Below are 22933 nucleotides of genomic sequence, written 5' to 3'. Positions count from 1 at the left end.
CGATCCCGTCCCTCAACGAAAAACAGGATGCGAAATGAGCCCACGCAAGGCCGACCTCTGCCGACGGGGATTCCTCGGCGGGTCCCTTCTGCTCGTCGCGGGCGCCGTCGCCGCGTGTAGCACCGACCCGGCCGGCAGCGGTTCCGCCGGCGGCGCCAAGACCACGCTGAACGTCTGGTACCACGCCTACGGCGAGGCCGGGACCCAGCAGGCCGTGACCCGCTACGCCACCGCGTTCACCAAGGCCAACCCGGACATCGCAGTCAAGATCAGCTGGATACCCGGCGACTACCAGGCGAAGCTGAACTCGACGCTGCTGACCTCCGAGGCGCCCGACGTCTTCGAACTGGGCGACTTCGAGACCGGCTTGGCGAAGAGCGGCCAGATAGCCGCCCTCGATGACATCTACGGCGCGAGCAAGTCGGACTTCACCAGCACCAACCTGGAGTACCTGACGGCCGGCGGCAAGCTCTACGGTGTCAAGCAGGTCGACGACGCGATGATGCTCTATTACCGCAAGAGCACCCTGGACAAGGCCGGCATCAAGGTCCCGACGACCTTCGCCGAACTCGCCGACGCCGCCAAGGAGCTCACCACCAAGAACACCAAGGGCCTGTTCGTCGGCAACGACGGCGTCGGCGACGCTCCGTTCAACGCGATCTTGTCCAACGGTGGCGAGCTGGTGGCCGACGGGAAGGCCGCGTTCGCCTCCGCACAAGCCGTCGAGGCCCTGACCGCCGTCAAGCGACTGCATGCCGACAACTCGCTGCTGCGCGGTTTCACCACCGACTGGTGGGACCCCTCGGCCCTGACCCAGAACGCCGCCGCGATGCAATGGGGCGGCCTGTGGTCGATGCCCGCCGTCGAGAAGGAGCTCGGCGAAGACTTCGGCGTGGCCCCGTGGCCGGCCCTGAAGGCGGGCGGCAAGCCGATGGTCCGCATCGGCGGCTGGAGCTGCCTGGTCAACGCGAAGGGCGGCAACGTCGAGGCGGCGAAGAAGTACGTGCAGTGGCTGTGGATCGCGCAGACCGATCTGCAGAAGGACTTCTCCCAGAGTTACGGTCTCCACATCCCGCCGCGCAAGGCCGTCGTCGCCGAGGCCGACAAGCTCCGTACCGGTACCGCCAAGGAAGCCGTCGAGCTGGCGGCCCAGTACGGCAAGGCGAACCCGAACACCTGGTCAAGCGCGGTCCGAACCGCCTTCAGTGACGCCGCGTCCAAAGCGATGACCGGTCAGGGCGACGTGGCGGACCTGCTGACCGCCGGCGCCGCGAAGGCCCAGCCCGAGATCGACAAGCAGAAGGTCTGATGGGCACCGCCCCCCGGGCGACGCTGTCCCCGACGCGCCCAGGACGTCCCGCGGATCAGTCGAGGGATGCCGCCCCCGCGGCAACCCGGCGTCGACGTACGGACTGGCGGACCGTAGGCGCCTTCGCCCTGCTGAGCGCCCCGATCCTGGTCGGCATCGGGATCTTCAAGTACTTCGCCATCGTGTGGAGCTTCCTGCTCAGCTTCTCCAAGGCGGACCGCACGATCGCCCTGGGCGACTGGGTCGGATTCGCCAATTACCACCAGCTCCTCGCAGACCCCGAGTTCCGCAAGTCCCTCACCCAGATCCTGCTGTTCACCCTGTTCATCGTGCCGGTCACGTTCGTCGGCTCGCTCGGTCTGGCCCTGATGGTCCACCGGATCAGGCGTGGCAGGGCCCTGTTCCGCACCAGCTTCCTGATCCCGGCCGCGGTGTCGTACGTGGCCGCTTCGCTGGTGTGGAAGATGTGCCTGTTCAACGGCGTCCCCGGCGGCGTCGCCAACACCATCGGCGCCTGGTTCGGGATGGATGCGACGCCCTGGCTCCAGACACAGAGCCCACCCCTGTACTGGGTCGTGATCGTCACCCTGCGGCTCTGGCTCCAGGTCGGCTTCTTCATGGTCCTGTTCCTGGCCGGCCTCCAGGGCATCCCCCGGGAGATCTACGAGGCGGCGTCCCTCGACGGCGCGACCGGCTGGCGCCTGACACGCCGGATCACGCTGCCGATGCTCCGCAACACCTCGGTGGCGGTGCTCATGCTGCTGTTCATCGCCGCGTTCCAGGCGTTCGACGAGTTCTACAACCTGTTCACCGGAGGCGGCGGGGCGACCAGCGGTGCCGCCACAGCGGTACGCCCGCCACTGGTGTACCTGTACGGCAAGGCGATGCAGGACCAGAACTACGGCCTCGGATCGGCCGGCGCGTTCATGGTCACCGCCCTCATCGTGGCCGTGACGCTGATCCAGGGCCGGATCACCGGCTTCGGCAAGAACGAGGAGTGAGACCCGTGCAATCGCTCAACCGCACCGTGCGGGTGACGGCCCGGAGCGCGCTCATCGGCGTGGTCACCCTGATCTTCCTGGCGCCCTTCTACATCATGCTCCGCAACTCCCTGATGGACTCCCAGGGCATCACGTCACCGCACTGGACCTGGTGGCCGTCCACCCTGCACTGGGAGAACTTCACCTCCCTGTTCTCCGACCCGACCCTGCACATGGCAGAAGGCCTGCGGAACTCACTGATCGTCGCGCTGATCAGCGCACCCCTCTCGACCTTGTTCGCCTCGGCCGCCGGATACGCCTTCGCACGGATTCCTCTGCCAGGCCGCGGATTCCTGCTGGCGCTCATCATGGCCACCATGATGATCCCGGGCTCGGCGACCTTCGTCCCGACGTTCATCGTCGTGGGCTCCCTCGGCGGAGTGAACACGCTGTGGGGCATCATCGCGCCCGGCCTGTTCAACCCTTTTGCGGTACTGCTGTTCCGCAACTTCTACCTCCGGTTCCCCAAGGAACTGGAAGAAGCCGGCCGTCTGGACGGCCTCGGCTGGCTCGGGCTCTACCGGCGGGTCGCGCTCCCGAGTTCCGTGGCGATGCTGGCCTCACTGGGGGCGCTGGCGTTCATCGACAGCTGGAACGCCTTCTTGTGGCCGCTGGTCGTCGGACAGGACCCGGGGTCGTGGACGGCGCAGATCGCACTGTCGAACTTCCTCACCGCCCAGACCATCAACCTCCCGGGACTCTTCGCCGGAGCGGTCGTGACCATCGCGCCGCTCGTCGTCATGTTCCTCGTCGCACAGCGCTACATCGTCGAAGGCATCGCCACCAGCGGACTCAAGGGCTGAGCCCGCCCCTTCCCCCCCACCCCGATGAAGGGCACCACCATGAGACTGGCCAGATCCACCGCCCGCGGACTTCCGGTGCTCCTCGCCGTCGGCCTGCTGCTGATCGGCGCCGTCCCCGCCTCCGCCGCCCCCACGGAACCTGCCTCCACCGCACCGGTCGCGCTCACCGGCCAGCAGCTCACCGCCTCCTGGACAGCACCGCTCAGCACCCGGGGCCGGTACATCGTCGATGCGGACGGCAACCGCTTCAAGCTCAAGTCCAGCAACTGGGCCGGCGCCCAGGGAACCTGGGAGGGCAGCGGCGACGTCAGCGACACGGCGAACCACCAGGCCGACCAGAACGCGCACAACATCCCGCTCGGCCTGGACCGGACGCCGATCGCGAAGATCCTGGCCGACTTCCATACGCTGGGCATCAACAGCATCCGGCTGCCCTTCGCCAACGCGATGATGCGCGACACCGCAGCCGTCCCCGACCCGGCCGTCACCGCCAACCCGCAGCTCAAGGGCAAGACCCCCCTCCAGGTCTTCGACGCCGTGGTGGCCGCGCTCACCGCCGACGGTTTCGCGGTGATCCTCAACAACCACACCACCAGCTACCGCTTCTGCTGCGGCCTGGACGGCAACGAGCGTTGGAACAGCGGGCAGCCCACCAAGCAGTGGGTGGACGATTGGGTCTCCCTGGCCAACCGGTACAAGGACGACAAGCGCGTGGTCGGCGCCGACCTGCGCAACGAGGTCCGCCGCGACACCTGGAACGATGCCAACTGGGGCTGGGGCGACGACCACGACCTGTACGCAGCCTTCCAGGAGGCCGGCAACAAGATCCTCCAGGCAAACCCCGACATGCTCATCGTCATGGAGGGCATCAACTGGCAGGGCATACCGCTCAACGGGATGAGCTACGGCAGGCCGATGCTGACCCCGGTCCGCAACCTCTCCAACACCCTGATCAAGTCCAACAAGCTGGTGTACGCCGCCCACTTCTACGGCTACACGGGCCCGAACTACACGGGCGCCGACAGCGGCCCCGGCCACACCAACGACTGGCCCTACGAGGACTTCCCGCTCGAAAAGCTCAAGCAACTGGTCGACGAGGAAGCCCTGTTCGTCACCCAGGAGGGCCAGCACTTCACCGCCCCGGTCTGGATCAGCGAGTTCGGCGCCGCCGGACGCGGCTCGGACGACACCAAGGAGAAGACCTGGTTCGCCAACTTCACCGACATCCTGGTGAAGAACGACACCGACTTCGCCCAGTGGCCGCTGGTCGGCTGGACCGGCGCCAACGGCAAGCCGAACGACAACTGGGCGCTGATCTCCTACGACGCCATGGGCAAGAAGCAGAGTGTCGTGGACCCGGGTGACTGGCGCGCCACCGCGTGGAACAAGCTCGTCAACGCGCCGGGCAAGACCGGTCAGGTTCCCGGGGCGAACCGCTGGAACATGCTCGACCGCAACCAGAACCTGTCCGCCACGATGCTCGCCAAGCCGGACTGGAGCCCTGGCAACCGCAAGGGCAACTGCCCCGACACCGAGCGGCTGACCGCCTTCGCCCGCAGCTCCGACCGCAGCCTGTGCACCGACGCGAACCAGCCCGCCAAGGCCCCCGGCAACTGGACGGTCGTCACCGACGAGCGCTACGCCACCCACGGCGACTGGGCGCCCGGCCGAGGCAAGCTGCAGTGCCCGGACAACAGCTTCGTCGTCGGCTACAGCGCCGACGGGCCCGTCAAGGCGGTGCTCTGCGCACCTGCCGCCGATCCGCTGCCGCTCACCGGCCGCACCGTGTGGTTCGACAAGGGCGACAACCGGCCCTCCACCGGCGGCTCGGTGACCAGCGACTGGGCGCCCGGCTACTACAAGGGCCAGTGCGCCGACCACGAGTACATCGCCGGTGTCGCCACCGCGTGGTACGCGCACACGGGCGGCGTCCTCGACGCCCTGCTCTGCCGCCCGCTGAAGTAACCCTCGCCCGCACCGAGTGGAACTGCGGGACACACCGAGTCCGGGGCCGGCCGAAGAGCGGTCGGCCCCGGACCGGCAACTCCCGCGGAGGGAACGACACCATGCACAGCAACACGCTTCTCCGTCCAGTCGGCTGAGGAGACCGCCGAAGTCCTGCTCGCGGGCGAACTGGCCCTGGGCGGCCGCATCGTCCCGCTGGCGCTGGCGCTGGCGCTGGCGCTGGCGCTGGCGCTGGCGCTCGAGCGTGGGGCCGGCCGGACGGTGGTGACGAAGAACCCGCGGGACCCACAGATCGATGAGACGTTGGCAGTCCCTCTCGACAGGGCGCGCCGTAGTAGCCGTTGCCGCGCATCCGGCGGTGCATCTCGCGGCGGAGCTTCCGCCGGCCGGTGAGGCGGCGGACGGTGCCCGCGTCGATGTACCGACCGTTCCAGAACTCGGAGGTGTCCCTCCCGCTTTCCGTGTGCATGAAACGGTCTGCCGGGGAAGGCGTGCAGGGGACCCGTACACCCGAGAAGGGACGGACAACATGGCGCGACCGAGGATCATGGTCGTCGGCGCGGGCTTCGCCGGCGTCTCCTGCGTACGCCGCCTGGAGCGGACGCTGTCACCCGGGGAGGCGGAGATCCTGCTGGTCACTCCGTTCTCCTACCAGCTCTACCTGCCCCTGCTGCCTCAAGTGGCCTCCGGGGTGCTCACCCCCCAGTCCGTGGCGGTGTCGCTGCGCCGCAGCCGCCGCCACCGGACCCAGATCGTGCCCGGTGGGGCCGTGGGCGTCGACACCCGGGCCAAGGTCTGCGTCATCCGGAAGATCACCGGGGAGCTGGTGGACCAGCCGTACGACCACCTGGTGCTCGCGCCGGGGAGCGTGACCCGCACCTTCGACATCCCAGGCCTGTCGGAGCACGGCCGCGGTATGAAGACCCTGGCCGAGGCGGCCCACCTGCGCGACCACGTGATCGCTCAGCTCGACCTGGCCGACGCCGCCGCGCCGGGCTCGGCGGAACGGGCCTCCCGCCTCGGGTTCGTCGTGGTGGGCGGAGGCTACGCCGGTACCGAGACGGCCGCTTCCCTGGAGCGGCTCACCACGAACGCCGTCGGCCGCTACCCCCGGCTGGACCGGCGCGAGATCAGCTGGCACCTCGTGGACGTGGCCCCCAAGCTCATGCCCGAGCTCGGCGACCGGCTGGGCCGGGCCGCCCTCGACGTGCTGCGCCGCCGCGGCATCGAGGTCTCGCTCGGCGCCTCCGTCGCCAAGGCGGGCCCCGAGGACATCACCCTCACCGACGGACGCGTGCTGCCCTGCCGCACCCTCATCTGGACGGCCGGCGTCGCCGCGAGCCCGCTCATCGCCACGCTGGGAGCCGAGACGGCCAAGAGCGGCCGGCTCGTCGTCGCACCGGACCTGCGGGTCCCAGGAGCGGACGGTGTGTTCGCGCTCGGCGACGCGGCCGCCGTACCCGACCTCGCGGGCGGCGGAGACGGCGCGGTGTGCCCGCCCACCGCGCAGCACGCCGCACGCCAGGGCAAGGCCGCCGCCGACAACCTCGTCGCCACGCTGCGCGGCACGCCGCTGCGTCCGTACGTACACAAGGACCTCGGACTGGTCGTGGACCTCGGCGGCCGCGACGGCGTCTCCCGGCCGCTCGGCATCGACCTGCGCGGAATGCCCGCACAGGCCGTGGCCCGCGGCTACCACTGGGCGGCGCTGCGCACCGGAGCCGCGAAGACCCGGGTGATGACGAACTGGCTCCTGAACGCCGTGGCCGGAGACGACTTCGTCCGGACGGGCTTCCAGACCTACAAGCCGGGCACGCTGCGCGACTTCGAGTACACGGACCACTACCTCACCCCGGAGGAGGTGCGGGCCCGTACGGGGGCTGACGGGGGCTGACGGGGGCTGACGGTTCCGGCGAGGGCGGCGCGGCATGCGTCGCCGTCGCCGGAACTCCGTCGACCGGCAGCCCCCGTCGCTCCGTCGCCGGTCTCGGTCGTACCGACTTCGTGCGGCGTCCGCCGGGTCGGCGATCCTTGGAGGATGCGCGCCGCCCGCCTGATCCGTATGGCTCTCCTGATCCAGTCGAACCCCGGCCTGACCGGGGCCGCTCTCGCCCGTGAGCTGGAGATCTCCGAGCGGACCGTGATCCGTGACGCCCAGGCGCTGCAGGAGGCCGGAGTCCCCGTCCGGTCGGAGCGGGGCCGGGCGGGCGGGTACTTCCTCGCCGCGGGATACCGGACCCGGCTCACCACGCTCCATCCGAACGAGGCGGAGACGCTCTTCCTGTCCGGTCTGCCCTCCGCGTTGCGGGATCTGGGGCTGTCGCACGCGGCTGAAACAGCCCGGCTGAAGCTGACCGCCACCTTGCTCCCGTCGGTACGCCAGAGCGCCGAGTCCTCGGCGCGCCGCTTCCACCTCGACGCCCCGGCCTGGTTCCGCGAACCCGCGACCCCGGAACTGCTGCCGGAGCTGGCCCGCGCGGTGTGGACGGACCGGGCCGTCGAACTGTCGTACCTGCGGCCCGGCCGGGACGGCGCACCGCCCTCTGCCGTGGCGCGGGTGGTGGAGCCGTACGGGCTCGTGCTGAAGGCCGGCACGTGGTACCTCGTGTCCCGCATCCCCGGCGAGGGGCAGGACCGTGACGGCGGCTGGCGTACCTACCGCGTCGACCGGATCACCGCCCTGGGACCCGTACCCGGAAGGGAGGAGCCGTTCGTGCGCGACCCGGCCTTCGAGCTGGCCGCGCATTGGGATACCCGGTCGGCGGCCTTCGCCCGCACCCTGCTGCGCACCACCGTCACCGTCCGGCTGACCGACCGGGGCCTACGGCAGCTGCCCGCCGTCGTGGACGGGGCCGCCGTCGCGGATGCGCTCGCCTCCGCGAGCGCCCCCGACCCCGCCGGCCTGGTCACCCTCGACCTGCCGGCGGAGTCCGAGGACGTGGCCTTCGACCAGCTGTCCCGGCTCGGCGCGGACGCCGAGGTGCTGGCCCCGGCTCGCCTGCGCGCCCGGTTCCGTGAGCGCGCCGCAGCCCTGGCCGCCCTCTACCAGGCCGACCCTCAGGAGGCGGAACGGAGCAAGCGGGACCGGAGTGGGCGGGACCGGAGTAGCCGGGACCGGAGTAGGCGGGATCAGCGGTAGTCCTCGGGGGAGCCTTTCCTACCGCCGAAAGTGACGTCCTCGAAGTATGCCCAGGCGTCCGGCTGGCTGCCGTCCACATCCGTCACCCCGTACGCCCTGGCGAGTTCCCCGCTGGACGTGGACTTGCCGTTCCACCGCTTCGCGCGATCCGGGTCGGCGGCCAGCGCCGCGATCGTACGGGCGAGGTAGCTCGGTGACTCCGCGATCGCGAACGTCGGCTCCTGGGCGATCGCGTCACGCCAGTTGTCCTCACGCACACCGAAGTGGGAGAGCATCTGCTCCGAGCGCAAGAACCCCGGCGAGACCGCGACGGCCGCGCCCCCGTACTCGGCCAGCTCCTGGCCCAGGCCGAACGCGAGGCGGATCGGGGCGTTCTTGGCCAGGTCGTAGTACATGTTCTCCCGGTAGCGGCGGTTGGAGTGCGCGGTGCCGTCAGTGACCTCCACATGCAGCGGCGCGTCGGAGCGGATCAGCAGCGGAAGCAGCAGCGCCGCCGTGATCACGTGTGAGCGCGCGCCGAGTTCCAGGATCCGGAGGCCGTCGGCGAGCGGTGTTTCCCAGCTCTTCTTCCCGAACACCGAAGTGGCCAGAAGGTGCTCGCCGCCCCACAGGTCGTTGACGAGGATGTCGAGCCGCCCGTGCTGCCGGTCCACCTGCTCGACGAGGGCGCGTACTTGGGCTTCCTCGAGATGGTCGGTGGGAACCGCGATCCCGGTGCCGCCCGCCGCGGTGACGAGTTCAGCGGTCTCCTCGATGGTCTCGGTGGTCCGGCCTACCTCGCTGGCCCGGCCCCGGGTGGTACGGCCGGTGACGTACACGGTCGCACCGGCCCTGCCGAGCTCCACGGCCTGAGCCCGCCCCACACCGCGGGTGGCACCCGCCACGAGCGCGATCCGGCCCGCGAGCGGACCGGACCGGCCGGACTGCTCGGTGTTCTGCGTGTCCTGGCTGTTCTGCTGGTCCTGCGTGTTCTGCGGGTTCTGAGGGGTGATGTCTCCGTGGCTCATGACATCCATCGTTCCTGCCAAAACTGACAGATCACGTCACCCTTTACCGGGGGGTGCCGCGCATCACCCGGCCAGGGCGTGGCTCTCGGCGAAAGTCGGGTTCTGCGCAGACGTGGGGGAGGGGTTGCTGCACGTCACCCGCGACGCCTGCGCCCGCGGTCCGGTTGAGCTTCGCTGTCGGTCACGTCGGGAGGGGCGGTGCCCCGGCCGACATCACCGCGAGGCGGCGGGTCGGGACGACAGCGTCCGGGCAGCCGTCGCCGAGCGGAGTGCCTCCAGCGCGGAACTCTGCTGTGCGGCGCGCTCCAACAGCGCGTCCAGGTTCGCGGCGGAGAGGCGCTCGTCGGAGTCGGCCAACGCACGCAAGGTGCGCCAGCAGGCTGCCTTGCCCAGGACGCCCAGCAGCATCGACTCCGCTTCCAGGACGTCGCTGAGGGGTGAACGGGAGAGGAAGTGCCCGTTGGGCTTGAGGCGGCCTGCCTTCTCCGCGAGCCAACCCATGGCTGCCTTGGACTGGCTGAGGGAGATGCCCAGATCGCTCATGATCCGGGCCAGCGCGTCGCGGTCCTCGTCGACCTGCTGGGCGAGGCCGGCCAGCGCCGTGGCCTCCTCGGGCTCCGTACGGGCCTGCGCCGCCCGCCGGAAGAGCTCCAGCCCACCGGTGGCGCCGGCATAGTGGTCGTTGAGATAGATACCCAGCAGATCGGCGTTCCCGACGTCACCGTCCCGGCTCCCGCCACGGGCGCCCCCGGTACCGGCTGCGGCGTGCATTGCGCGCTCCACCGACTCGCCCAGTTCCATCCAACTGTTCTCGAACTTGGTCAGCCCTTCGCGCTCCAGCGTGTCGGTGACGTCTGCGAAGTCGATGCCTGCCTCGTTCAGCGCCTTCAGGTGTGCGGCGGCGGCCGTGAAGACCTCCACCGTCGGTGCGTGGGCGGGCAGGGTGCCGTGGTCGGCGAACGCGGCCAGTGTGGCGCCGGGCATGGTGTTCACCGTGCCCGCGATGACGAGGTCGCTGACGTACATCGTGTCGGGGTAGGACGGGTCCTTGACCCCGGTGGATGCCCACAGGGGACGCTGCACACGGGCTCCGGCCGCGGCGAGGCGCTGCCAGCGGGGATCGACGAGCGTCTGCTCGTACGCCTGGTAGGCGAGCCGGGCGTTGGCGACCGCGGCCTTGCCCTTGAGCGCCCGGGCCTCGGGAGTGCCGATGGCGTCGAGGCGGCGGTCGACTTCGGTGTCGACGCGGGAGACGAAGAACGACGCCACCGAGTGGATGTCCGCCAAGTCCCGGCCGGAGGCCTGGGCCTGCTCCAGGCCGCTCTGGTAGGCGTCCATCACCTCGCGGTAACGCTCCAGGGAGAAGATCAGCGTGACGTTGACGCTGATGCCCTCGGCGACGACCGCGGTGATCGCCTTCAGGCCCTTGCGGGTGGCCGGGATCTTGATGAACAGGTTGGGGCGGTCGACCGCCTCCCACAGCTTCCGGGCCAGGGTCGCGGTGGCATCGGCGTCCTGCGCCAACCGCGGGTCGACCTCGAGCGAGACCCGTCCGTCGATGCCGCCGGTGCGCTCGTAGACCGCACCGAAGGCATCGCAGCCATCCCGTACGTCGTCCGTGGTCAGAGCGAACACCGCGTCATCGACGTTGCTCCCCTGGTCACCCAAGCGCCGCAACTGCTCGTCGTAGCGGTCCCCCTTCGACAGCGCGGAGGCGAAGATCGTCGGGTTGGTGGTGACCCCCACCACGTGCTTGTCCGCAATCAGCCCCTCGAGCTCTCCACCGGCCAGGAGCTCGCGGGACAGGTCGTCGAGCCAGACCGACACCCCCGCGGCGGACAGAGCGGCAAGCGGGCCAGAGCCAGCGGAAACAGTCATGCGAAGCCTCCAGAAGGGCGCGGCGCCGCCCCCGCTGGATGTGTTCGCCCGGCGGGCGTAACCGCTGGTGGCGGCGCTCGACACGGTGGTTCCCACTCCGCCTGCCCGCGGTGCTCGAACCAAAACGATTCGAGCGGTTGATCCGCTGATGCGGTATGCGTCCGCGGTGACGTCAACGGCTCGGCCGGGTGTGCATTCGGCGGGCCTCGACGCGCTGGGGGGCAGCGCGAAGTGCGGCGGAACCTCCCCGCGCCCACGCAGCGCCCAGGCCCGGTCGGCCTGTGCGATTCCATGGACCGGCGCGCGGGCGCTGTGCCGACCCCTCAGCACCCACAGGGTGTACACGGCCGCTCGCCGCGAAGCGCCGACGCGGACCGCCCGATCGGATTCCCTGGAGTTGTGCCAAGCCGCCGATTGCGGGTAAGCGCACGACATGATCACTTCAGCGCCTCTCGCAGCCGAGGGCTCCTCGTCCCTGTTCCTGCTGCTGGCCGGTGTCGTACTGGTCGTTCTGCTGATCGGAGCTTTCGCCTACGGCGCTCGGCGCAGGACACGAGGTACAGACCCCGGCACCAACCCGACCGGACAGAACCCGCAGGCCAGAGCCCACCAGGACTCCTGGCAGACCCCCGACGACGACCCCGATCCACACCACCGCTCCTGAGCGACCAGGCGCCGGTGGGTGCATCAGGAGCACGCGCCGGGCCGGCTGGTCACAGCCGCGTGACGTCTCAGTAGTACCTCTCGGCCAATCGGGTTACACCGGCGTTGTCGGCGCCGCGCTGGTCGCTTTCCGCACCTACGGCCGCTTGCTGTGGTGGCGCGGCGCCGAGACGCGGCGTTCCCCGATCAGCCCCGAGGAGGAGGGCGGCACCCGCATGGATCCCCGGCCCGCCACGAACGTCAGACCGAGGCCCAGCACGCCGCCGCTGGTCCCAGTCGAGCCATCCCCAAGCCGGGCGGGCTGACCAGGCCGTGTCGGCGGTGTTGGTCTCCACGCCTCCCGCACGGGCGCGACAGCCTCCACCGCAGCCGGTGGGATCACTCGCAGGCGACACCGTCACCGTCACGGTCGAGATGCGGCCCGAAGCCAGGATCGCCACGCCGGATCGGAGCCGCCTGCGCCTGCCTGACCGCGGTGCAGTTCCGGTACGACACCGCACTCCCGCTCCCGGACGCAGAGCTTCTGCTTTTGCCGTTGCCGGATGAGGGTTTGTCGGCGGCAGGAGCACTTCCGGAAGCCCTGGTCTTGGCGTCATCCACCACCGGCTGGCGCTCCGGCTCCGCCGGCGCATCAGCCTGAGGCCGCCGGGCAGCACCGGCCACCCCCTCAGGGGCAGGAGGAAGCGGCGGCGCTGGCGCCCCCGTCGGCGACGACTCCGGCGACGACACCGGCGGGGACGCCGTTGGAGCGGGCGACACAGGGACCGGTGCAGAAGCCGTCGGGACGGGAGCGGTAACCGTGACCACGACCACCGGCTGAGGCTGCGGCTTGGCGTCAACACCGACGGGCTTCGGACTGGCACCGGCCAGCAGCAGCACTCCGAACCAGACCGATGCCAACACGACCGTCACCGCCTTGCCGGCCCTGTCCCAACGCGCCACGAATGCCAGCGCGGCACCGAGCGGGGGGACGACCAGCGTCGCGGCGACCACGGCAGGAACCGCCCACGCGGGATGCCAGCGACGGCCCGCAACGGGTGAAGGCCGACTGGGTTCACAGGGTGGGTACACGCGTCTCCAGACTGAAAGCACCAAAGAGGGGCGAAGTGCGGATGGGGGAGAGGGCCCGGGCCATGATCACCGCCTCGAGGCGTGCCCACGCGGCACGCAGCGGCCCACCAGGCCAACGCCTCAACGGCCGACTGGTCACCGGACAGCCCCAAACAGTTTCTGCAGAGCAGCGCACTCGCCTGTCGGCCCACCGGCCCATCGCGACGTCGGCCTGCGCCGAAAACGATCACGCCGGCCACACCCAAGGGGTGGCACGGGCCTGGCGCACCAGCTCCATCCGGCCGCCGGGGGACGGCCCAGTACGGGTGTGCGGCCAGGGCTCGGGAGAGCCGCCTCGCGGTAAGCCTTGCGCCCCTCGGACGGTCGTGCCACGGCGGTCCGGCACCGGCCCCGCCGTGACTTTTCGTGCGCGGGTCTCTCGGCCCAGCAGCCCGCTCGGGTCGAGCTGGCGAAAGTGTGTCCTGGAAGGCCGCCGCTCCGGTGGGAGGGGGCCGACGTCACGGGGGGTGATTATCTCCCCACCGCGCTCCCAAAAATCTGTGGTGGTCGGAGTAGACATATGGCGGTGCTGTGGTTATGGTTTCTCTCGTAGCCCAGAGAGACCGAAGGGCCTGGCAGAGACGAACTGCCGGGCAGCAGTACCCGCAGTACGAGTAGTCGCAGTACGCATGACGGTGCGGTGGTGGAGTGTCGAAGCCAGAGTGGTTGCAGGACGGCGACGGGACTGGCGACCGGACCGGGTGGCCCGCAGTGATCAGGGGCCGCCGTGAGCAGGACCGCAGTTGACGCAGTGGCAGTACCCGTAGTTCGCAGTACCCAGCAGTGAAGTAGGTGAGTGGTACCTCGGTGAACGCTTCGAAGTGTGGGCGCGTGCACCGGGATGTTCGGCAGTGGGGTTCTAAGCCAGAGCAGACGCACGATGGGCGACGGGGCTGGCTGTCGAAGACGTGGCGCTCGGTCAGGTCACGAGTAGTGAAAGCGGTTCGCAGTACAGCGGTAAGAGCAGTACACGTAGTTCGCAGTAGTAGTACCCAGCAGTTCAGTGAGTGGAGCAGTACCTCGGTGAAGGCGTCGGGCTGCGGGCGCGCGCACCGGGAGGTTCGGCAGTGGGGTTCTAAGCCAGAGCAGACGCAGGACGGGCGACGGGGCTGGCTGCCGAAGACGTGGCGCTGGGTCAGGCCACGAGCAGTACCCGCAGTTCGCAGTATCAGCAGTACAGCAGTTCCCAGTGGTAAGTAGTTGATCATCCGAGGGATGAACGGAGGGATTGGGCGCCATCAGGATCGCCCGGACGCCACGCGAGTCCGGGTACCGCAGGACATCGTGAGTGAGGTGGTCTCCGGTCAAGCAACCGCGATCCCCGCACCCCCGACAGTGTTGAGTTCAGGTCGGGTAGGCGGATAAGTAGGCCGGCGCAGTACCAGGGCCGGCAGATGGTGTAGCAGTTCCTTCGGGGCCCTGGTGCCATAGGCACCAGGGCCCCTCCGCATGTTCCACAGAGAGGTGAAATGACCGCAGGCGACATGCTTGGCCGTCTCGATGACGATGATTTCCCCGCCTACACGATGGGCCGGGCTGCCGACATGCTCGGCACCACCCAGAATTTCCTTCGCGCGATCGGCGAGCACCGCCTGATCACCCCGCTGCGCTCCACCGGCGGTCACCGGCGTTACTCCCGCTACCAGCTGCGCATCGCGGCCCGCGCCCGTGAGCTCGTCGACCAGGGCATGCCGGTCGAGGCCGCGTGCCGGATCGTCATCCTCGAAGACCAACTCGTAGAAGCGCAGCGCATCAACGCCGAGTACCGGCGCGTCTCCGGACTGGCGAACCCACCGGCCGCGGCCTGAGGAGGCAGATCCGATGCACCGTCCGGACAGAGCGGGCCGCGGGAGCCGGGCGTGATCCCGCTCCCTCGCCAGTCCCCCCTCACCGTTGTCGCCGGTCACGGCCTGGTCCGCCTCGCCGGGGAACTCGACGTGGCGACCGCGCCGGCCGTACGCGACGCGGTCCGCCAATCCCTCGACAGCCACCCGGCCCTGCTGCGCATCGACATCAGCGGCGTGTCCTTCTGCGACTGCTCCGGCCTGAGGGCCCTGCTGTGGGCGAAGGCCGAAGCGGCCCGAGCGGAAGCCGGCTTCCACCTCAGCGGCCCGCTCCAGCCTGTCGTCGCCCGGGTCCTGGACGCCACCGCCACCACCGCGCACCTCGGCCTCACACCGCGACCGGCCGAGCGGGGCCCCAGGCGGCGGGAGCAACGCCGGCGGGCCGCGGCCTCCGGGATCGCACGCCATTTCGGAAACGGAGTGGCCGCACAGGTGGTTGCGCGTTGAACGGAGTATGGCCAGGCCGCTGCGACCCCCGGCCCTCGACGGTCAGCGGGAATGCGGGAATGCGGGAAGGAAGTTCCTTCGCGGGGCGCACCCCCGGGGGCGGTGTGGTGTCCGGCCGCAGCGCGGAGCGGCGAACGGGCCGTTCCGGTAGCCGGGCGGTCAGCCTGCCGCGGCTTCACTTGTCGCGGTCCGCGGGCCGCGACGACGTTGTCGGCTGATGCGTGCGGGCTTCCACCAGTTGGCGGGACCGAGAAGAGCCATGACTGCGGGGACGAGGATTCCGCGGACGAGGATCGCGTCGACGATCGCCGCGGAGGCGATGCCCGCGCCCATGAGCTTGAGGATGGTGACGTGGGAGGTAGTGATGGCTGCGGTGGAGATGGCAAGGGCCGCCGCGGCCGAGGTCATCAGCCGGCCGGTGCGGGAGATGCCCGTGACGATGGCCGCCCGGTTGTCCAGGCTGCGGTCGAACTCCTCCCTGATCCTGCCGAGGAGGAAGATCTCGTAGTCGATGGAAAGGCCGAACGCCACGGCCAGTGTGAACAGCAGCAGACTCGCGTCGAGGGAACCGGCGAGCGTGAACCCGCCCAGCGCGTCCGCCCCGTGTCCGTACTGAAAGATCCACACAATTGATCCGAGAACGGCAGCCAAGCTGACGACGGCCACTACGAGCGCCTTCAGGGGGGCCATTGCACTGCGGGTGAACACGGTGAGCGCGGCCAGCAGGAACAGGCACATCGCCACCACCACCCAGGGCAGCGCGCCGCGCACCGCGTCTGTGGTGTCGGTGATCTGCGCAGCCCGACCACCTACCAGGACCGGGCCCGGAGCGGGAGTCCTCCGCAACTCATCGACCAAGCGCGCCGCCTGGGGCGTGTCGGGTCCCACCGTTGCTGCCACCAGCACCACCGCCGGGCGCGGTTTCTGCGCCGCCTGCCCAGGGCCCGCCGCAGAGGTGGGCACAACGCGCACCGCACCCACATGCGGCAGCCGGGTCACGGCGGCCGTGTAATTCCCGAGGCCCGCGTCCGGACGTTCCAGCACCACCACCTGGACTTGCTCCGGGGGTACCTCGAAGCGCCCGCGCACGGCCTCGGCGGCAGCGGCGGCCGAGGCCGTCGAGGGCAGCGTCCGTTCGTCGATCGCGCCCAAGCGCAGACCCATGGCCGGCCACGTCATCATGATCAGCACCGCCAGCGCCCCTGCGCCCGCCACAACGGGCCGGGCGGTGACACGGCGGGCGAGGTCGCGCCAGAACCGGCTGGCCCCCTCAATGGGAGCCCGGCGCAGCCGGCGCAGCGGGTCGGCGCCGTCGACGCGATCACCCAACAGGGTCAACGCGGCCGGCAGGACCGTCAACGCGGCCAGCGCCGCCAGCAGCGTCACCGCCACACCCGCAAGGGCCAGTGCGCGCAGCAGCGGAACGGGGATGGCGGCCACCGCCACCAGGCATGAAGAGATCACTACAGCCGAACAGACCACGCAGCGCCCGGAGGTGTCGAGGGCCACTTCCAGTGCCCGGGTGCGCGGCATGCCTTTCGCGTGCTCTTCGCGGTAGCGGGCGAGAACGAACAAGGTGAAGTCGATCGACAGACCGAAGCCGATAGCCGCGGCCGCGTTGACCGCGAATGCGGAGACATCCGTCGCGTGGGCCAGCAGACCCAGCAGCGGCGCACTGCAGACGACGGCCAGGACCGCGACTGCGAGGGGTAGCGCGGCCGCAGCCCATGAACCGTAGGTCAGCAAGAGGAGGAGCAGGATGAGGGGCGCGGCCCAGAGTTCTGCCTTCAGCAGATCGGCCCCGCCCTGCTGGTCGATCTCGGCCGTCGCCCATGAGGCTCCGCTCGCGTCCACCCGCGTCCCCGGCGCCGCCGCTCGTGCCTTGGGCACCAGGCGCAATGCGGCTTCCTTGCGGTCCGCGTCGCTGCCCGACAGCGAGACCGTCACCAATCCGGAGCGTCCGTCACGTGAAAGCAGCCATGGATCTCCCGAGGCAGCCGAGTGCACCGTGCGCACAGCCGGATCGTCCGCCAGGGCGCGGGCGACGACCCCGGATGCAACCGCCGGGCGAGTGCCACCGTCGCGCATCGTCAGAGCGAGCACCAGATCCGGCGTGCCGACACCCAGCAGCTCAACCGGCGTCTGAGCCCTGGCCGACTCGGTGCCTGTGGCGATGGTTCCTCCAGCACCGAAAGCACCGGACACCGCTGGAAGGCTCAGGATCGCCGCGACCAGCGCAACCGCCGCGCACGCCACCACCCACCACGACCGGGACGCCCACAACGCCACCCTTCCTGTCCCGTTCGTCCCGTTCCCGCTGCGTACCGCCATGCCCTCCCTAACGACCGACCCGCACAACGGTGATGTTGTTCCTGGCCGAAAGGCTCGCCAGGAGCCGAACCGAGCCGTCTTCCCCTGCGCGCTCCGGGCGTGTCAAGGATGGGCTCAGTGGCGAAGGGTGAGATTTTCGTCCCCGGTGTCGGGCAGTCGGGTCGGCCTTGCAGCGGGTGCGGCGTCCAGAGTCGAGCGGCGCCGCTGGCACAGGCGGTCCAGGACGTGCACCCCCGGTTCCGCGCCACGGAGCAGGGAGGGTCCGGAGCCGACGAAGCGCGAGCAGACGCCCATGTGGGCGTGGTGAACGTCCGTCAGGACCTCGACCAGTCGACGGTGGGCGGGCCGCAAGGTGGAGGGCCTCGTCGGTGCGGCCAGGCCCCACTCGCGCAGGCTCTGCACCAGGACGCGGTGATCCGCCGACCATAGTCCGGAGAACCCCTGGGGAGCCTGTGGCGGGGCCATCGAGGGCCGGACGCTGTCGTGGTAGTCCTGTGCGCCGAAGGACGCGGTGATGCGCAGGGCGGACGCACTGGCGCGCAGGAAGTGAGCGGCGCTTTCCAGGCCGTGGGCGGAATCTGCTGGTGAGGGGGCGCGAAGCGCATGCCGCAGGGCGACGACGGTGGCCTGGGTGAGGGCGAAGAAGAGCTGGTGTCCCTGGATCCATCGTTGGCGTACGGTGGCCTGCCTCCCGGGTCCGGAGCGGTCCGTTCGCGGGATCAGTCCGGCCGCGTGCGCGGCGAGATCGAGGTCGGGCTCCGTTACGGATCCGTCTGGGTGCAGGGAGAGGGCCCGTACGGTGGCGAGGGCGTCGTCGAGGGCGTTGACCAAGAGGGGCGCAGGGGCGCAGGGGCAACGCGCGACCGCGAAGTATTCGTCGAACGCGGCTTCGCGTCGGTCGCGTTGGGGGAGCCGGCGGTGCCCGGGGGTGTGGTGACGGTCGGCTCGGGTCGCGGCCTCGCGCAGGGTCTCCAGGCCGTGGGGCAGGTGCTGAGGCGGGGCGAGCCACACCACGGATTCGCTTGTCATCTGGGCCATTTCACTAGTTTTTATGCGATACGTTACCGGGCATGTCAGTGACTCATGGTGATGATTCGTTTCGCAGCGCGATCGGCGAGGTCGCCGCGATCCTGGAGGACTACTGGGAAGATCTGCGTGAGGAACGCCTGCCGGTGACGCCGGACCTTCACCCAGGGGACGTGCGCGCGATGCTGCCCGACTGCGTTCCGGTGCACGGCGAGCCGATCCGGGACGTCCTGGCCGATGTACAGCGTGTGGTGATGCCCGGGCTCGTGCACTGGCAGCACCCTTCCTTCCTCGGCTACTACCCGACCCAGACGAGCCCCGCGTCTGTGGTCGGCGAGCTGTTGGCCTCAGGCCTGGCGGTTCAGCACATGATGTGGTCGACGGGGCCGGCCGCCACCGAACTCGAGGAAGCCGTCCTGGACCATCTGGCGGTCGCGTTGGGCCTTCCGGAGCGGTTCCTCAGCACCAGCGAGGGCGGCGGAGTCCTGCAGGACTCCGCGTCCTCGGCGGTGCTCGTGGCTGTTGTGGCCGCTCTGTACCGGGCCTCCGGCGGGCGTTGGCGCGAGCACGGCACCGAGGGGCGCTACCGCCTGTACTGCACCGACCAGGCGAACTCCTGCGTCCCCAAGGCCTCGCGCATCGCCGGCCTGGGGGAACCGACCCTGATCGCCACCACGGCGGGTACCTGCGAGATGGACCCGAGCGCCCTGCGCGAGCAATTGGCAGCCGATCGCGCCGCAGGCACCGTTCCCGCGGTCGTGATCGCCTCGGTCGGCACCACGGGCACCTGCGCCATCGACCCGGTCGGCGCGATCGCCGCGGTGTGCCGCGAGTTCGGGGTCTGGCTGCACGTGGACGCCGCGTACGCCGGGTCGGCCGCCGTCTGCCCGGAGAACCGCTGGATCAACGAGGGCGTCGAGCACGCCGACTCCTACGCTGTGAACTGTCACAAGTGGCTGCTCACGGGACCGCCCTGCGACGCCATGTGGGTGGCCGACCGGCACAGCCTCACCGCCGCCATGGACATCCGCCCCGACTTCCTGCGCAACCAGGCCAGCGACTCAGGCGGCGTCACCGACTTCCGGGACTGGCAGGTGCCGCTCATGCACCCCTTCCGCGCCCTGAAACTGTGGTTCGTTCTGCGCACCCACGGCGTCGAGGGCCTGCGCGCGCACATCCGCGAACAGCTCTCCCACGCCGCGCTGTTCGCCGATCTGGTCCGCGACAGCCCTGACTTCGAATTGGTCTCGCATTCCCTCGGGCTGGTGTGCTTCCGCCTCGTCGGCGACAACGCCCGCACACAGCGCCTGCGCACCGATCTCGACGCCACCCACCAGATCCTGGTGACGCCCACGACCGTCAACGGACGCTACGTCCTGCGCGCGGCCCTGGGCTCGCGCCTGGTGTCCCAGACGTCCGTGCGCAACGCCTGGGCACTGGTGCAAGAGATCGCCGCCGCGATCCCCGGCGAACGGCCGGCACCATCCCCCACACCGCCGACGGCCGCAGTAGGCGCCCCCGACGTCCTGGATCGGTGACTTCCGGCTGCACCGGAGCCTTGCCGGAACTCGACCGCTGGGCATGACCCGCCCCGCGCGTACCCCGTACATCATCGCCATGCGAAACGACCCTCAGCGGAGAACACCGTGCACGACCATGACGACGCGACCACGGCGGGCGAGCGTTGGTTCGCCTACGGCGCGGCGCACCCGCACACGAGTATGGAGATCGGCGGAGTGGCCGTGATCACCGGCCGCACGCCATCCACCGTCGAACTGCACGCGCTGATCGAATTGGTGCGCGCGGCCCATCCGCCGTTGAGCGCGCGGGCCCGCCCGCCAGGCGCGAACACGGGCGGTCCCACTGCACCCGCCGAACACCTTCGGGAGCTGACGCTGCCCGAGCACGGCGGTGACACCGCGCTGCACGCGGCGATCGAGCGCCTGTGCGCCCGGCCGCTCACGGACGTCACCTGGGGCATGACCCTGCTTCACGGGCACCGTGACAACGAGTACGCCCTACTCCTTCGCGCTCACCACGGCCTCCTGGACGGCATGTCGCTGATCGGAATCACACTCGCCGCGCTGGGCGAACCGGGCATGTCCCCCCGCCCCACAGCCCCCAGGCCCTCGCCCTCTTGGACGGCTGGCCGCGTGCGCGCCCTGATGCGAGCGGCCGCCGACCTCATGGTGTCCGCGCACGCCATCGGCCTCGGCCCCGCAGAGGTCCAGGCCCCGAGCGGACCACCTCGACGCCTGTGGGCCCACACCCCCCTGCCTCGCATGAAGGCCATTGCCCGGGAAGGCGGTGTCAGTCTCAACGACGTCTACCTGGCAGCCCTCGCCGGCGCCCTGCGGCCCTGGCTGCCTGACCGGACCACAGGCACCGTACGGGTGACGGTCCCCCTCAACACCCGGCGCGGCGACATGAACGCCGCGCTGGGCAACTTCCACCGCGGTGTTCCCGTCATCCTGCCCTGCCACCTGCCCACCGCCGCCGAGCGCCTGACCGCCACGCGCCTGGCCACGAGGAACATCCGGATCAGCCACCGCGATCCCGACGCCGATGTTCTGTTCGACTTCCTGCCCACGCGCTGGCACGGCAGAGCCCTGGCGCGAATCCTGCACCCGCGGCGCACCACCATGGTGGTCACCCATGTCCCCGGCCCCGCCCGGCCCCTTCGACTCGGCGACCGCAGCACCCGCGCCTTGTTGCCGCTGATGTTCCTGCCCGCAGGACACCACCTGTCGGTGTGCCTGGGTGAATACGCCGGAGCCGCGCATCTGGCGGTCGTCGCCGACCCCAGCCTGCCCGACATCGACGAACTTCCCGCCCGCTGGCTCGCCGAGCTCGAAGCGCTTGAAGGTGCTTTCAGTCAGCCCCGCCCTGCCACAGCCTCGATGCCCAGCACCGTCCCGGATCCGGCAACGGACACAGCGGAACGCGTCGTGACAAGCAGTGCCGAACGAGACGCGTAGCGGGAGCAGTACGGGTACCCGGGCGCGCTCGGCACCCGGCCTGCATCCGAGTCAAATCAGACCGGGCACCTCACGCTCGGCCGGCAGATCGAGTTCCTCAACAGCGAAGCCGCCCCGGTGTCGGTCGCGGCGCGGGACAAGGGGGAGGAGACGTTCTGAGCCCGCACGATCGGCGGCCTGAACGAGACGGGTGACGGGTGCTCGACCTGATGCGGGCCTGCACCGCATGCGGCCGCGCCGGAGTCGTCGAGCTCTCCCACACCTTCGGACGGGCCAACTGGACCACGCCGGAGGTGTGCGACCCGCCGACCGTGGTGCGACGTCGATGCGGTGGCCCGCTTGGCGATTCGCGACTTACGTCTCTGCCGAAAGCGTCGCGGATCTGCAGCCCTGTTCAGTGAACCGGGCCTGGCTGGACGTGGCTGAGGATTCGAAGATGCGGGCGAACCGTGCGGCCTGGGCAGCGGAGTGCTCCAGTACGGCCGCGAGGTCCTCCCGTGCCTGTTCACCGTCCGGGCGCAGGCCACTGGCGTCGAAGATGCCCAGGAAGCGCACGAGGGGCTGCAAGACCTCTTCGTAGTGGGTGACAGGACTGTAGATACCGGATCGGGCCATTGACTGGGCCAGCCGTGCGTAGCCGGGGGCGCTGTGGCCGGGCGCACGGAGGGAGGCGGCGACATCTGCCACAGCCCGTACGGTGCGGTCCGGATGCAGGTCCATGGCTGCCGACAGCACCGTGCGGTAGAAGAGCATGTGCCGGTTCTCGTCCTTGGCGATGCGGTTGAGCATTGCCTCGCAGGCCGCGTCGCCGCATTGCAGCTTGATGTTGCGGTAGGAGACGCGGGTGCCGAGTTCCTGGAGGGTCACATAGACCAGGGAAGCGACGACGTCGTCGCCGTAATCCATGCCCCAGCCGTTCTGGACGTGGGCGGTTCGGTCGTTCTCCAGGGCGACGGGATCAACCGCGCGAGTGACCATGAGGTAGTCGCGAATGGCGATACTGTGGCGGCCTTCTTCGACTGTCCAACGATTGACCCAGGTTCCCCAGGCGCCGTCCCGGGTGAAGAGCTCGGCGATCACCCGGTGGTAACTCGGCAGGTTGTCCTCGCTGAGGAGGTTGTGCACCAGGCCATCCCGCGCTGCCTTGTGGAGAGTGCCCTGTTCCGGATCCCACGGTGTCCCGCCCAACACACCGTCGAAATCGGTGCCCCGACTCCAGGGGGTGTACTCATGGGGATACCAGTCGTCCGCGCTCTCCAAGTGGGCGTCCACCGCCTTCGCCACCACCGGCTCGAGCTCACGCAGCAGGCTGATGTCACGACGAGGTGCCTGACAGCGGTCCATGGCTACTCCAAAGGGATTCGGCCTGCGGAGCGCCTCTTGTCCGGCCTCC

General features: G+C 70.0%; 17 protein-coding genes. 11 read left to right on the top strand and 6 right to left on the bottom strand.

What is annotated here, in order from left to right:
• Window positions 1–34 precede the first annotated feature (34 nt).
• From ABZY44_RS11775 to ABZY44_RS11750, 6 genes are all read left to right on the top strand, one after another.
• Window positions 35–1309: an extracellular solute-binding protein gene (locus ABZY44_RS11775; protein WP_356652498.1), complete on the top strand. Its 1275-nt coding sequence runs from the start codon at window positions 35–37 to the stop codon at window positions 1307–1309.
• Window positions 1309–2310, top strand: coding sequence for a sugar ABC transporter permease (locus tag ABZY44_RS11770; RefSeq protein ID WP_356652496.1), 1002 nt, complete (start codon window positions 1309–1311; stop codon window positions 2308–2310). The genes ABZY44_RS11775 and ABZY44_RS11770 overlap by 1 nt, the downstream gene beginning before the upstream one ends.
• Window positions 2311–2315: 5 nt before the next feature.
• Window positions 2316–3152 (top strand): carbohydrate ABC transporter permease, encoded by an 837-nt coding sequence (locus ABZY44_RS11765; protein ID WP_356652494.1) that lies wholly within the window; start codon window positions 2316–2318, stop codon window positions 3150–3152.
• 39 nt (window positions 3153–3191) lie between these two features.
• Window positions 3192–5117, top strand: a complete 1926-nt coding sequence (locus ABZY44_RS11760) for a cellulase family glycosylhydrolase (RefSeq protein ID WP_356652492.1) — start codon at window positions 3192–3194, stop codon at window positions 5115–5117.
• Window positions 5118–5646: 529 nt separating this feature from the next.
• Entirely contained in the window at window positions 5647–7011 is a 1365-nt protein-coding gene (locus tag ABZY44_RS11755) for an NAD(P)/FAD-dependent oxidoreductase (RefSeq protein WP_356652490.1), read from the top strand.
• A 144-nt stretch (window positions 7012–7155) separates the two neighbouring features.
• The gene (locus tag ABZY44_RS11750) at window positions 7156–8256 is read left to right on the top strand and encodes a WYL domain-containing protein (protein WP_356652487.1); all 1101 of its coding nucleotides are present in this window, start codon (window positions 7156–7158) and stop codon (window positions 8254–8256) included.
• Here the strand turns inward: ABZY44_RS11750 and ABZY44_RS11745 are convergent.
• Both ABZY44_RS11745 and tal read right to left on the bottom strand, forming a co-directional pair.
• Window positions 8247–9263, bottom strand: a complete 1017-nt coding sequence (locus ABZY44_RS11745; protein WP_356652485.1) for an SDR family oxidoreductase — start codon at window positions 9261–9263, stop codon at window positions 8247–8249. The two genes, ABZY44_RS11750 and ABZY44_RS11745, sit on opposite strands and share 10 nt — an antisense overlap.
• Window positions 9264–9476: 213 nt before the next feature.
• Window positions 9477–11141: a transaldolase gene (tal, locus tag ABZY44_RS11740; RefSeq protein WP_356652483.1), complete on the bottom strand. Its 1665-nt coding sequence runs from the start codon at window positions 11139–11141 to the stop codon at window positions 9477–9479.
• A gap of 433 nt (window positions 11142–11574) precedes the next feature.
• Between tal and ABZY44_RS11735 the strand changes: the two genes are divergently transcribed.
• Window positions 11575–11805: a DUF6479 family protein gene (locus ABZY44_RS11735; RefSeq protein WP_356652480.1), complete on the top strand. Its 231-nt coding sequence runs from the start codon at window positions 11575–11577 to the stop codon at window positions 11803–11805.
• A gap of 377 nt (window positions 11806–12182) precedes the next feature.
• Here the strand turns inward: ABZY44_RS11735 and ABZY44_RS11730 are convergent, their stop codons facing one another.
• Window positions 12183–12299 carry an excalibur calcium-binding domain-containing protein gene (locus ABZY44_RS11730; protein WP_356652550.1) on the bottom strand — a complete coding sequence of 39 codons (117 nt, stop codon included), beginning with the start codon at window positions 12297–12299 and terminating at the stop codon, window positions 12183–12185.
• Between the two features lie 2084 nt (window positions 12300–14383).
• Between ABZY44_RS11730 and ABZY44_RS11725 the strand changes: the two genes are divergently transcribed.
• Both ABZY44_RS11725 and ABZY44_RS11720 read left to right on the top strand, forming a co-directional pair.
• On the top strand, window positions 14384–14722 hold the full coding sequence (locus tag ABZY44_RS11725; protein ID WP_356652478.1) for a MerR family transcriptional regulator: 339 nt from the start codon (window positions 14384–14386) through the stop codon (window positions 14720–14722).
• A gap of 51 nt (window positions 14723–14773) precedes the next feature.
• Window positions 14774–15205: an STAS domain-containing protein gene (locus tag ABZY44_RS11720; protein ID WP_356652476.1), complete on the top strand. Its 432-nt coding sequence runs from the start codon at window positions 14774–14776 to the stop codon at window positions 15203–15205.
• A 159-nt stretch (window positions 15206–15364) separates the two neighbouring features.
• Here the strand turns inward: ABZY44_RS11720 and ABZY44_RS11715 are convergent, their stop codons facing one another.
• Both ABZY44_RS11715 and ABZY44_RS11710 read right to left on the bottom strand, forming a co-directional pair.
• Window positions 15365–17536, bottom strand: a complete 2172-nt coding sequence (locus ABZY44_RS11715) for an MMPL family transporter (protein ID WP_356652474.1) — start codon at window positions 17534–17536, stop codon at window positions 15365–15367.
• A gap of 114 nt (window positions 17537–17650) precedes the next feature.
• Complete coding sequence (locus tag ABZY44_RS11710; RefSeq protein WP_356652472.1) at window positions 17651–18565, bottom strand: hypothetical protein; 915 nt, start codon at window positions 18563–18565, stop codon at window positions 17651–17653.
• Between the two features lie 41 nt (window positions 18566–18606).
• Between ABZY44_RS11710 and ABZY44_RS11705 the strand changes: the two genes are divergently transcribed.
• Window positions 18607–20100, top strand: coding sequence for a pyridoxal-dependent decarboxylase (locus ABZY44_RS11705; RefSeq protein ID WP_356652470.1), 1494 nt, complete (start codon window positions 18607–18609; stop codon window positions 20098–20100).
• A 108-nt stretch (window positions 20101–20208) separates the two neighbouring features.
• Window positions 20209–21540 (top strand): wax ester/triacylglycerol synthase domain-containing protein, encoded by a 1332-nt coding sequence (locus ABZY44_RS11700; RefSeq protein ID WP_356652468.1) that lies wholly within the window; start codon window positions 20209–20211, stop codon window positions 21538–21540.
• Between the two features lie 354 nt (window positions 21541–21894).
• Here ABZY44_RS11700 and ABZY44_RS11695 read toward each other — a convergent pair whose 3' ends face one another.
• Window positions 21895–22884 (bottom strand): acyl-ACP desaturase, encoded by a 990-nt coding sequence (locus ABZY44_RS11695; protein ID WP_356652466.1) that lies wholly within the window; start codon window positions 22882–22884, stop codon window positions 21895–21897.
• Window positions 22885–22933: the final 49 nt, after the last annotated feature.

The sequence above is a fragment of the Streptomyces sp. NPDC006544 genome (genome assembly GCF_040611715.1).
In the GTDB taxonomy this organism is placed as follows: Bacteria; Actinomycetota; Actinomycetes; order Streptomycetales; family Streptomycetaceae; genus Streptomyces.
The sequence above is the reverse complement of the archived record's forward strand: the minus strand, read 5'-3'. Positions and strand labels throughout refer to the sequence as shown.

Excerpts from the sequence above, each read along its gene's own strand:
- ABZY44_RS11775 (WP_356652498.1), top strand. The coding sequence starts at position 35 with ATGAGCCCACGCAAGGCCGACCTCTGCCGACGGGGATTCCTCGGCGGG.
- ABZY44_RS11770 (WP_356652496.1), top strand. The coding sequence starts at position 1,309 with ATGGGCACCGCCCCCCGGGCGACGCTGTCCCCGACGCGCCCAGGACGT.
- ABZY44_RS11760 (WP_356652492.1), top strand. The coding sequence starts at position 3,192 with ATGAGACTGGCCAGATCCACCGCCCGCGGACTTCCGGTGCTCCTCGCC.
- ABZY44_RS11755 (WP_356652490.1), top strand. The coding sequence starts at position 5,647 with ATGGCGCGACCGAGGATCATGGTCGTCGGCGCGGGCTTCGCCGGCGTC.
- ABZY44_RS11750 (WP_356652487.1), top strand. The coding sequence starts at position 7,156 with ATGCGCGCCGCCCGCCTGATCCGTATGGCTCTCCTGATCCAGTCGAAC.
- ABZY44_RS11745 (WP_356652485.1), bottom strand. The coding sequence starts at position 9,263 with ATGAGCCACGGAGACATCACCCCTCAGAACCCGCAGAACACGCAGGAC.
- tal (WP_356652483.1), bottom strand. The coding sequence starts at position 11,141 with ATGACTGTTTCCGCTGGCTCTGGCCCGCTTGCCGCTCTGTCCGCCGCG.
- ABZY44_RS11735 (WP_356652480.1), top strand. The coding sequence starts at position 11,575 with ATGATCACTTCAGCGCCTCTCGCAGCCGAGGGCTCCTCGTCCCTGTTC.
- ABZY44_RS11725 (WP_356652478.1), top strand. The coding sequence starts at position 14,384 with ATGACCGCAGGCGACATGCTTGGCCGTCTCGATGACGATGATTTCCCC.
- ABZY44_RS11715 (WP_356652474.1), bottom strand. The coding sequence starts at position 17,536 with ATGGCGGTACGCAGCGGGAACGGGACGAACGGGACAGGAAGGGTGGCG.
- ABZY44_RS11710 (WP_356652472.1), bottom strand. The coding sequence starts at position 18,565 with ATGACAAGCGAATCCGTGGTGTGGCTCGCCCCGCCTCAGCACCTGCCC.
- ABZY44_RS11705 (WP_356652470.1), top strand. The coding sequence starts at position 18,607 with ATGTCAGTGACTCATGGTGATGATTCGTTTCGCAGCGCGATCGGCGAG.
- ABZY44_RS11695 (WP_356652466.1), bottom strand. The coding sequence starts at position 22,884 with ATGGACCGCTGTCAGGCACCTCGTCGTGACATCAGCCTGCTGCGTGAG.